This is a genomic window from Rhodococcus sp. PAMC28707 (genome assembly GCF_004795915.1).
Lineage (GTDB): Bacteria > Actinomycetota > Actinomycetes > Mycobacteriales > Mycobacteriaceae > Rhodococcoides.
In genome coordinates this window covers 2,275,892-2,285,276 of record NZ_CP039253.1, presented here as the reverse complement: position 1 = coordinate 2,285,276, position 9,385 = coordinate 2,275,892, and the positions used below count along the sequence as shown (strand labels likewise).

Below are 9,385 nucleotides of genomic sequence, written 5' to 3'. Positions count from 1 at the left end.
TCTCTATGCCTTAGGCTCTCCGACAATGCGGTAATACGGGGGGAGCCGTTTTCGTATGGGGGATTTACATAGGGACTGGACTGTCGGGGGTCTGCTCGGCGGACGCTCCGACGTCGAATTGTTGAGTGCGCACGTTGCCGGGGAGGCCGATGCGTTCACCTTGCTGGTACACCGACACCACGAGCACCTTTGGATGACCGCACGCCGAACCAGCTATACCAACGAGGACGCTGCCGACGCACTGCAAGAAGCACTCCTGTCAGCCCACCGCACCGCCGCCACCTTCCGGGCCGATGCTGCTGTTCGCAGTTGGCTACACAAGATCGTTGTCAACGCGTGCCTCGACCGCATTCGACGTAACCGTTCGAGACCGACCGTGTCGCTTACCAACGAGGACGACATCGAACCGGTCGACGGTCGGGATCAGATGTCTGCCGTCGAGACCTCCATGGAGGTCCACAGGGCTCTCATGTCGTTGCCACCCGAACAACGATCCGCCGTCGTGGCGGTGGACATGGAGGGTTACTCGGTTGCAGATGCTGCCCGCATGCTCGGTGTACCCACCGGCACGATCAAGAGCCGATGTGCCCGTGGACGGTTGAAACTAGTAATACAACTCGAGTATTTGCGGTACGAAGGGAACCGTTAGCGGATCCGGCGCGTCTTACCATGTGTAGGCACGATTGCCCCGTAAACAAGACGGGCCGTGGGTAGAGCTTGCGCTGGGAGGAGACCGAAGTGGCATCGCACGGAACCGAGCCTCTACCCGTCGCTCCGTACTCAGCCGACCTGTTGGCGGATCTCCATGCAGGAGTACTCGACGAGTCGGTCAGTGAGAAGCTCTGGCCCCTCGTTCGAAAAGATCCGAGAGCGATGGAGGTCATCTCCGCTCTCGACGCGCTTTCTGCCCGTCTCGGTTCACTCGGAAGCGATTTCCACTCCGGTGAGCCGATGCCCCCGGACGTGGCCGAGAGGATCGATTGCGCGCTGATGACCGAGCAGGAAACATCCTTCGGCGACCGACCCGGTCGATACACACACCGGTGGACCTATACGGGTATCGGTATCGCAGCCGCAGCCGCCATCGTCGCTTCGCTTTCCGCCTTGCTGTTCGCCCGCCCGAGTGGGCCGACCGACCCCGACACGGTAGCCGCACCGGCATATCCGCCCAGCCTGGTTCTCGATTCGAGCGCCTTGAATTCCACCGATGTCCGCGACCTCCTCGGCCGACAGGATCCAACCGAACTGAAGGACGCCGGTAATCTTCCAGAGTGTCTGGCGGCCAACGGTTTCGACCCTCAGGCCATTCTGCTCGCAGCCACTCCGGTACAGGTCGACGGACAATCGGCAACACTGCTCGTCGTGCCGCGTTTTCCGATGGACGGCATGACCGTACTCGTGGTGGGCGCGGATTGCGGGGACGGCAACCCGCAGACGCTGGTCCGTCGCGATCTGAACTGATCTTGCACGCGCAGGAGAACTACCGGGGAACAACACCCTTTACGCTGGTGTTGACATGACCGGCGGGCGTACAAGAACTATGCCCCTCGACTTTTGTTTCAACGCAATCGGTAGACAGCACATTCGATCGGAAGGTCCGCATGACAACCCCACAGGTTCACGATCTCATCATCGTCGGCTCGGGACCGGCCGGGTACACCGCCGGTGTATACGCAGCCAGGGCTGAACTCCAGCCGATTCTGTTCGAGGGAACTCAGTTCGGTGGCGCTTTGATGACCACCACGGACGTCGAGAACTTTCCAGGTTTCCGCGAAGGCATCATGGGACCAGACCTGATGGAGCAGATGCGCGAGCAGGCCAAGCGGTTCGGCGCGGACATTCGTACCGAAGACGTGGAAGAGATGGATCTCAGCGGCGAGATCAAAACCGTATCCGCCGGCGGCGAGACCTATCAGGCACGCGCGGTCATTCTGGCGATGGGCGCGGCTGCGCGATACCTCGGCATACCGGGTGAAGAAAAGCTGCTCGGACGCGGTGTCAGCGCCTGTGCCACCTGTGATGGATTCTTCTTCCGCGATCAGGACATTGCCGTCATCGGTGGCGGGGACTCGGCTATGGAAGAGGCGACCTTCCTCACTCGCTTCGCACGCAGCGTCACCATCGTCCATCGACGCAGCGAATTTCGTGCGTCGCGCATCATGCTCGAGCGCGCAAAGGCCAACGAAAAGATTCGCTTCCTCACCGACACCAACGTTCTCGAAGTCCTGGGCGACACCTCTGTCACCGGGGTGGCACTCGAAAACGCGATCACCGGAGAGAAGACCACGCTCGAGGTGACGGGAATGTTCGTCGCTATCGGTCATGATCCGCGCAACGAGCTGATCAAGGGCCAGGTCGACCTCGACGAAGCAGGCTACGTCAAGGTCGCCTCGCCATCCTCGACTACGTCACTACCCGGAGTGTTCGCCGCCGGCGACCTGGTCGATCACGTCTACCAGCAGGCAATCACCGCGGCCGGAACCGGCTGCACTGCCTCCATCGACGCCGAGCGCTGGCTAGCCGAGCAGGGCGATATTTCCTCCAACACGCTCGAGCACGCCGATCAGCCGGTAGACGTCGTCAACGCCTGAATTTCGTTACCGAACTACTACACAACCAGGAGAAATACATGTCCGACGACAAGAAGACCGTCACCATCACGGATGCGTCGTTCGTCGACGACGTGCTCAGCAGCGAGAAGCCCGTTCTCGTCGACTTCTGGGCCACATGGTGCGGGCCTTGCAAGATGGTCGCCCCAGTACTCGAGGAGATCGCGGCCGAACACTCGGACAAGCTGACGATCGCGAAGCTCGACATCGACGCGAACCCGCAGGCAGCTCGTGACTTCAAGGTCATGTCGATTCCAACCCTGATCCTCTTCCAGGGCGGCAAGCCGATCAAGCAAATCGTCGGCGCCAAGGGTAAGGCAGCACTTCTCAAGGACCTCGAAGCGGTCCTGTGATCAGGCAGACACCGGCTGAGCAGTAACCGTCAACACCTCCGCGATCCTCGGCCCTACCTGGCGGATTGGGGCTTGACGGTCACTTTCTGCGACAATTGATCGATGTGCCGACAAGCTCGGCACATCGACTTTTGCATAGGCCCAGTCCCGGAATCGGAACTCCTGGTTCCGGCGATGCGGATACAGTCGTTGCAGCAATCAATCTCGAGATCGGAAGGTCAACTGTATGCACCGACTCAGTCACGGCGATTCTGGACCCGCCGTCGCGGAGGTTCGGAGCACGCTTGTCTCCCTCGGATTTCTGGTGGAGGAAACAGATCGATCCTCTCCGAACGATCCGACGCACTGGACTCCACCCGCATCCGACTTCGATGAATCCCTGGGTGGCGCCGTTCGCGCCTTTCAGCAATATCGAGGCCTGCTGGTCGACGGTGTCGTAGGACCAGCCACCTACCGATCTCTGAAGGAAGCGTCGTACCGGCTCGGAGCTCGGACTCTCATCTATCAGCTCTCGGCTCCTCTGTACGGAGACGATATTGCGACCCTCCAGACTCGACTGCAGGATTTGGGTTTCTACAGCGAGCGTGTCGACGGATACTTCGGGCCTAAAACTCACGAAGGGCTCTCCTCTTTCCAACGGGAAATCGGTCTGTCCCCGGATGGCATTTGCGGTCCTGCAACGCTACGTTCGCTCGAACTACTCGGAACGCGTGTCACCGGCGGATCACCACACGCCATCAGTGAACAAGAACTCGTCCGAGCGGCCGGCCCACAATTGACTGGCAAGCGCATCGTGATCGACCCCGATCTCGGCGGTGCCGATACAGGGCGCATAGTCCAGGGTATGTTCGGCCGAATATCCGAAGCAGAAATTCTTTGGGATGTTGCCAGTCGCCTCGAGGGTCGAATGGCCGCCACCGGGATGGAGACGTTTCTGTCCCGTGCACGTGGAACCAATCCAAGTGTTGCCGAGCGTGCCGAGACGTCCAATGGCTTCAACGCGGACCTGATGATTTCACTTCGCTGTGCCTCGAGCACGAGTCCAGCGGCGAACGGAGTGGCAAGTTTCCATTTCGGCAACTCACACGGTTCGGCGTCATTGATCGGCCAGATCCTCACCGGCTACATACAGCGCGAAATCGTCGCCCGTACTCCGCTACTCGATTGCCGCAGCCATGGGCGAACTTGGGATCTGTTGCGGCTTACCAACATGCCGACGGTGCAAGTCGACATGGGTTATCTGACAAACACTTCCGACGTCGATGTTCTCAGTGATCCCCGATCCCGGGATATCATTGCCGAGGCAATTCTCATCTCGGTGAAGCGCCTGTACTTGTTGGGTCAAGACGATCAGCCCACCGGAACATTCACCTTCGCTGAGCTCCTCGCCGAGGAGCTCGCTGCCGCAGATCGGAGCTGACGGAGGTCGCGCTCAGCGACCTCCGCTCATCTGACTCCGACGGTTTCCTTGTGCTCGATCTCGACCGCGGTCAAACTGGCCGCAATAAGCAATCTCTCGAGGGCCGACTCGACGTCTTCCTTCCATCCATGATCGCGGTGCAATTCGAGTCGAAGTCGCGGGTATCGATGATGTGGTGCAACCACTTCGAATCCGGCCTGCTCCAAGAAGTCCGCGTCGATCATGCATTCCGTGTCCGAACACGTCAACGACATCGTTGCCCGCGGACCGATCACCTCGTCCTCCGCGGTTCGACGAATCCCGAATGCCTCGAGCGCACGGACGCCACGATTGACGAGATCGGCGACTACCGCCTGAATCAACGAAGCCGAGTGTCCCTCCCGATCGACATCCGATTCGATTCTCAACGTTGTCAGCAACACGGCATCGGCACTGACAGGTGACGTCGGAAAAGTGGTGGACCGAGGTACGGCGCCGGGGGGCGCATACAACGCGCATCCCACGGTCTCCGATCCGACCGACAGCATCTGTCCGCAGGATCCCCACTCGAGCATGACCATCGAAAGCCACGCCTCGTTCTCGAACTCCAAATCGAGTGACTCACCGTCGGCTCGGGTCCTAGCTGGATCGAGCACCCAGAAACGACACCGCCGCGTGTGCTTCGGTAGTTGATCGAAGGAGTCCAATGTGACTCCAGTGACGAGCGTCGACACTGCTACCTCAGCCTCCATGCACCGAATTTTGTCGTTCGACCGCGATGATGCACCAGTGCGCGCGTCAAAAGTGAGCGATCGTCACAACCTTGATCCTCCCGAAAGCAGGATAAGCGAATAGTGCTGTGTAGCAACATTATTCGGGTCCTTCCGACGCTCGATAGGGAACTTACGTCACAGTGACATAACTGCCGCGGGTGTTTGTACCTGGAATTTCGGCGCTACTTTTTCTTCTGACTTTCCATCATCTCGACGATCCTTTCGAGGTCGTCGACCGAGCCGAATTCGACGACGATTTTACCTTTTCGCTTACCCAAGCTCACTGTCACACGGGTATCGAAGGAATCCGAGAGCCTGTTAGCGACGTCCTGAAGGCCCGGCATTTGAATCGGCTTGCGTCGAGGAGCGGGATTCGGACTGATGTTGTCGTTACGATTCGCCAACGTAACTGCTTCTTCTGTTGCACGAACCGACAGGCCCTCCGCAATAATTCGCGCAGCCAAAGACTCCTGCGCATCCGAACCTGCATCCAACGACAGGAGAGCGCGCGCGTGTCCGGCGGATAACACGCCGGCCGCAACTCGTCGCTGAACGGGAATCGGCAGCTTCAACAGTCGAATCATGTTGGTCACAACAGGACGCGAGCGACCAATTTTCGCCGCTAACTCTTCATGGGTGACATCGAATTCCTCGAGCAACTGCTGATATGCGGCGGCCTCCTCGAGGGGATTGAGCTGAACTCGATGGATATTCTCGAGCAACGCATCACGCAACATCGCGTCATCGTTGGTTTCACGAACGATGGCAGGAATCGACTCGAGGCCCGCTTCTTGACTCGCGCGCCAGCGGCGTTCGCCCATCACCAGTTCGTATCGACCATCGGCAATCGGTCGCACGACGATAGGCTGCATCAGCCCGAATTCGCGGATCGAGTGGACGAGTTCGGTCAAAGCTTCCTCGTCGAACACCGACCGCGGCTGCTTGGCGTTGGGTTGAATCAGCTTCGGATCGATCTCCCGGTATAGCGCGCCGGTGGGGGAGAGGTCCTCTTCACTACTGCGAACGGGTGGCGTCGGAGTCGGTGCTGATGCCTCACGCGCTGCCTTTTCCGCCGCGTTCCGGCTGATCTTTCCGTCCGCCGCAGTACCGATCACTACATCCGCGGCGGCACTCCCGAGCCGAGGACCTGCCTCGGGCCCTGTGGGGATGAGAGCAGCTAGACCGCGTCCCAGTCCACCCTTGCGTGCTTGACCCATATCCCTATTGCTCCTGAGTTCCATCGGTCGTCGCAAAGGACGACCGTGCTGCGAGTTCACGACCAGCATCCAAATAGCTCATCGCACCACGGGAACCTGGGTCGTAATCCAAGACCGTCATTCCGTAACCGGGTGCCTCCGAGACCTTGACGCTGCGCGGAATCACCGCACGCAGCACTGCGTCGCCGAAGTGCTTTCGTACTTCCTCCGCAACCTGGTCCGCGAGCTTTGTTCTGCCGTCGTACATCGTGAGGATGACGGTCGAAACGTGCAGTTGGGGATTGAGATGGGCCTGCACCAGTTCTATGTTTCGCAGGAGCTGGCCTACGCCCTCGAGGGCGTAGTACTCGCACTGAATCGGGATCAGAACCTCGGTTGCGGCAACCATGGCATTGACCGTGAGCAGTCCGAGCGACGGAGGGCAATCGATCAACACGAAGTCTGCGTCGATGTCCGCGAGATCCATCAGCGCTGTCTTCAGGCGTCCTTCGCGGGCGACCATGGACACCAGTTCGATCTCGGCGCCAGCAAGGTCGATCGTGGCCGGAATGCAGAACAGACGCTCGCTATGTGGACTCTGCTGGATCGCCTCTCGGGCGGTCACTTCGCCTATGAGCACCTCGTAGCTCGAGGGCACACCCGAGTGATGCTCGACACCCAAAGCGGTGCTGGCGTTGCCTTGAGGGTCCAGATCGACTACCAGGACGGTGAGGCCCTGGAGTGCCAAAGCAGCCGCGAGGTTCACGGCTGTCGTCGTTTTTCCGACCCCACCCTTCTGATTTGCGATCGTCAGCATTCGGCGATGCGCAAGCTTCGGCAAGGTCACGCTTTTGGGATGTAGAACCTGGCTTGCCCGCTGCGCGGCAGCACCAATCGGGGTGTCATTGGCGGAGATGCCGCTGAATGCGTCGAACCCAGATCCACCCCTCGGCTTGGAGGCCGGTTGTCCATCGTTATTCGCGGTACTTGTTTCACGTGAAACAGCGGGATCAAATCCACCCGACATAGGTGCTCCTTATTGCGGAACTGGTTTGTTGCTTACGAACGAGCAGGAATGAAGTGAGTGCACATCATGTGCGGAGGGAACGCCGAGGGGCTCTCTCGGCTCGAATTACAATCGTCGGTGTCGGCAATATGTCGACTCCACACTTCACAACCTCTAGCTTGCCAGCACCCATGCGAGTAAGGGAAGCCCGATCGCGTTCTATCTCTTCTTCGGCGCTCGTTCCCTTCAACGCAAGCATCCGACCACGCTCGTGAATGAGCGGCAGCGACCATTTAGCGAGCTTCTCCAGAGGGGCAACAGCTCTCGAGGTGACGACGTCAGCTCCTCCGGCCTCTTTCTTCACTCCGGGCTGTTCTGCGCGTCCTCGCACCACAAGAACGTTCAGCTCGTGCTTCTCGATGAACTCGGCCAAGTACACAGTTCGACGAAGAAGTGGCTCGATGAGAGTGATATGCAGATCCGGGCGAGCAATCGCCAGAGGTATTCCCGGCAATCCAGCTCCGCTCCCGACATCCACGACGCGCTCACCCTCGTCGATCAACTCACCGACAACCGCGCAATTGAGCAAGTGTCGCTCCCACAACCGAGGAACCTCGCGCGGACCTATCAGCCCACGCTCAACTCCCGCAGTTGCAAGGGATTCGTAGTATTGCTGAGCCAAATTCAGGCGCGGACCAAACACGCGTTCTGCGGTTGCCATCAACTGATCGTCATCCAACGTTTCTGGTTCCACGTGAAACATTGTCTCGCTTCCGAGCACTGTTCGCCAAACCATCGGTGCATTCCGTAGCCGTGTCGCGTCACTGCTCCTCGTCTTGCCCAAGAAAACCCCGACTGGAGCCGGACACCCGGAGTTTCACGTGAAACCGCCGTGCACTCAGATTCGTGGTGCGGCCGTCATCATTGAGCCGAAGTGAGGTACGAAACGGTCGCTCCTCGTAGTTACCTCTGGCGAATCGAGCACGGCAACATCGGGCGACGCACAGAGAGGAATCGCGCAAGCATGGAGGGGAATTGGCGACAATCCCTCTTCACTCCAAATCTTGTCGAAGCCTGTAAATACTTCTCGTAGGCCTCATCCGACCCGCCCTGGGCCACTCGTCTTGTCACCCTGTCGGACATCAAGAACATTTTGTCCGACCCCTCCCTTCGACAGCAGGAAGGTTCCACGTGAAACTGATGTGGCGTTCGTACCTCTCAGTTCAACCTCGTCTCACAAATCTAAAGACAAGTCAGGCTTCCGATCGAAGAAGTGGGTAGGGGAGCACACTCAGTTCGGAGTTCGCCCGAGGTATCGGGCCGCAGACAAAACTCCAAGCAACAGCTCATAAATCTGCCAGGTCCAGGAAGCCCTTTGAGACAGAACGCTCCGGAATAGAGCGGCTCGGCTCGAGCGGCTCGCAGGTGTTGGAGTCGGTGCGACTCGGATTGGGACCCGCTCGGCCAATTTACTTTCAGTGTGGGTATTCGCACCTCCTGCAGTGGGTTCGAATGCCGACAAGCAAAGCATTTGAACCGAGAGGGAATCACCGAAGTCATCCACGATCAACTGCACATAGTCACCCACGCCGAAGTACTCGGGCCGACCGAACCATGCGATCGATTCATTGGGGCGACTTCGTGCAATCGCCCAGAGCTGAGCAACTCATCCGTCGCCGTCAAGGCCCCGCTCCTGCACTTCGCGGACGACACGTGTGCAGCCAAATGACGGCCGGCTGTTGCGCAGTATTCGGATATGGCATCCCTCTCGATAAAGCTTCTCTCAACTGTCGGACCACGCCATACACGCGGCAGTTTGCGAAATCCTCACGAGACGGGATGGGGGAAATACTTCTGACGAAGGCGCACCTCGTCAACACTCGCGGAGCGGGACCGAACCAAAATTCGCGCAACCTGTCGGCGGCTACTCAGGCGAGGGGCAATCCATCGTCCGGTGCAGGCAACCGGTCACGACTCGGGAGTGGCGACGCCCGATCATCGCGGGTCACCGCGCCCGCAACACGATCGATCCGAGCTCATCCCCTCGAG

At 59.2% G+C, this 9,385-nt stretch carries 9 protein-coding genes; 5 read left to right on the top strand and 4 right to left on the bottom strand.

The genetic code is table 11. The features are described from left to right. The first annotated feature begins 55 nt into the window (after positions 1 to 55). From sigM to E5720_RS10310, 5 genes are all read left to right on the top strand, one after another. On the top strand, positions 56 to 649 hold the full coding sequence (gene sigM / locus E5720_RS10330; protein WP_136170591.1) for an RNA polymerase sigma factor SigM: 594 nt from the start codon (positions 56 to 58) through the stop codon (positions 647 to 649). Between the two features lie 89 nt (positions 650 to 738). Continuing rightward, positions 739 to 1,461: a hypothetical protein gene (locus tag E5720_RS10325; RefSeq protein ID WP_136170590.1), complete on the top strand. Its 723-nt coding sequence runs from the start codon at positions 739 to 741 to the stop codon at positions 1,459 to 1,461. Positions 1,462 to 1,601: 140 nt separating this feature from the next. Further along, the gene (gene trxB, locus E5720_RS10320) at positions 1,602 to 2,591 is read left to right on the top strand and encodes a thioredoxin-disulfide reductase (protein WP_136170589.1); all 990 of its coding nucleotides are present in this window, start codon (positions 1,602 to 1,604) and stop codon (positions 2,589 to 2,591) included. Between the two features lie 38 nt (positions 2,592 to 2,629). Then, entirely contained in the window at positions 2,630 to 2,962 is a 333-nt protein-coding gene (gene trxA, locus E5720_RS10315) for a thioredoxin (RefSeq protein WP_084348264.1), read from the top strand. Between the two features lie 226 nt (positions 2,963 to 3,188). Continuing rightward, entirely contained in the window at positions 3,189 to 4,382 is a 1,194-nt protein-coding gene (locus E5720_RS10310; RefSeq protein ID WP_136170588.1) for an N-acetylmuramoyl-L-alanine amidase, read from the top strand. A 26-nt stretch (positions 4,383 to 4,408) separates the two neighbouring features. Here the strand turns inward: E5720_RS10310 and E5720_RS10305 are convergent, their stop codons facing one another. The 4 genes from E5720_RS10305 to rsmG form a co-directional block, all read right to left on the bottom strand. Further along, positions 4,409 to 5,095, bottom strand: coding sequence for a GNAT family N-acetyltransferase (locus E5720_RS10305; protein WP_136172574.1), 687 nt, complete (start codon positions 5,093 to 5,095; stop codon positions 4,409 to 4,411). 221 nt (positions 5,096 to 5,316) lie between these two features. Continuing rightward, positions 5,317 to 6,351 (bottom strand): ParB/RepB/Spo0J family partition protein, encoded by a 1,035-nt coding sequence (locus E5720_RS10300; protein WP_136170587.1) that lies wholly within the window; start codon positions 6,349 to 6,351, stop codon positions 5,317 to 5,319. Between the two features lie 4 nt (positions 6,352 to 6,355). After that, positions 6,356 to 7,357, bottom strand: a complete 1,002-nt coding sequence (locus E5720_RS10295; RefSeq protein ID WP_136170586.1) for a ParA family protein — start codon at positions 7,355 to 7,357, stop codon at positions 6,356 to 6,358. Positions 7,358 to 7,421: 64 nt separating this feature from the next. After that, a complete protein-coding gene (gene rsmG, locus E5720_RS10290; RefSeq protein ID WP_136172573.1) occupies positions 7,422 to 8,099 on the bottom strand; it encodes a 16S rRNA (guanine(527)-N(7))-methyltransferase RsmG in 678 nt (225 codons plus the stop codon). Positions 8,100 to 9,385: the final 1,286 nt, after the last annotated feature.

What these genes read in the sequence shown, in the direction of transcription:
- sigM (WP_136170591.1), top strand. Translation starts at nt 56, where the DNA reads ATGGGGGATTTACATAGGGACTGGACTGTCGGGGGTCTGCTCGGCGGA.
- trxB (WP_136170589.1), top strand. Translation starts at nt 1,602, where the DNA reads ATGACAACCCCACAGGTTCACGATCTCATCATCGTCGGCTCGGGACCG.
- trxA (WP_084348264.1), top strand. Translation starts at nt 2,630, where the DNA reads ATGTCCGACGACAAGAAGACCGTCACCATCACGGATGCGTCGTTCGTC.
- E5720_RS10310 (WP_136170588.1), top strand. Translation starts at nt 3,189, where the DNA reads ATGCACCGACTCAGTCACGGCGATTCTGGACCCGCCGTCGCGGAGGTT.
- E5720_RS10300 (WP_136170587.1), bottom strand. Translation starts at nt 6,351, where the DNA reads ATGGGTCAAGCACGCAAGGGTGGACTGGGACGCGGTCTAGCTGCTCTC.
- E5720_RS10295 (WP_136170586.1), bottom strand. Translation starts at nt 7,357, where the DNA reads ATGTCGGGTGGATTTGATCCCGCTGTTTCACGTGAAACAAGTACCGCG.
- rsmG (WP_136172573.1), bottom strand. Translation starts at nt 8,099, where the DNA reads ATGTTTCACGTGGAACCAGAAACGTTGGATGACGATCAGTTGATGGCA.